Source organism: Polynucleobacter sp. 30F-ANTBAC, from assembly GCF_018882385.1.
GTDB lineage: Bacteria > Pseudomonadota > Gammaproteobacteria > Burkholderiales > Burkholderiaceae > Polynucleobacter.
In genome coordinates, this window is the sequence record NZ_JACVON010000004.1 from 2,494 (window position 1) to 2,897 (window position 404).

General features: G+C 46.5%; 1 protein-coding gene. It reads left to right on the top strand.

The window, feature by feature from the left end; genetic code table 11:
• Nucleotides 1-404: cadherin-like domain-containing protein (locus ICN28_RS09440; protein WP_216288261.1), on the top strand; the 404-nt coding region annotated here is incomplete at both ends.

The window sequence follows — 404 nt, forward strand, 5'->3', positions numbered from 1 at the left end:
CCAGTGTTTACGATCACGGCGACGCAAGATGCGATTTATGAAGTGAGCGAAGCGCTCACCATGAACCTAGCCTTAGGTAGTGGTGAGACGGATGCGACCTTAGGTAACGCACAAGCGACTGGCACGATTTACGATCCAAATATTTCACCAACTGATGGTGATGAAACTAATAGTGTCACAGAAGATACGACACTGACAGTGGTTGCTAATACTGGTTTATTTCTCAATGCAACTGACCCAGAAGGCAATCCATTAACGATTACTGGATATACCATTGCTGGTATATCAGGTACTCAAGCAGTGGGTAGTCCTGTAACGATTCCGAACGTTGGTGCGCTAACGATCAATGCGGATGGTAGCTATAGCTTTGTGCCAGTTGCTAACTACACAGGTGCGATCCCAGT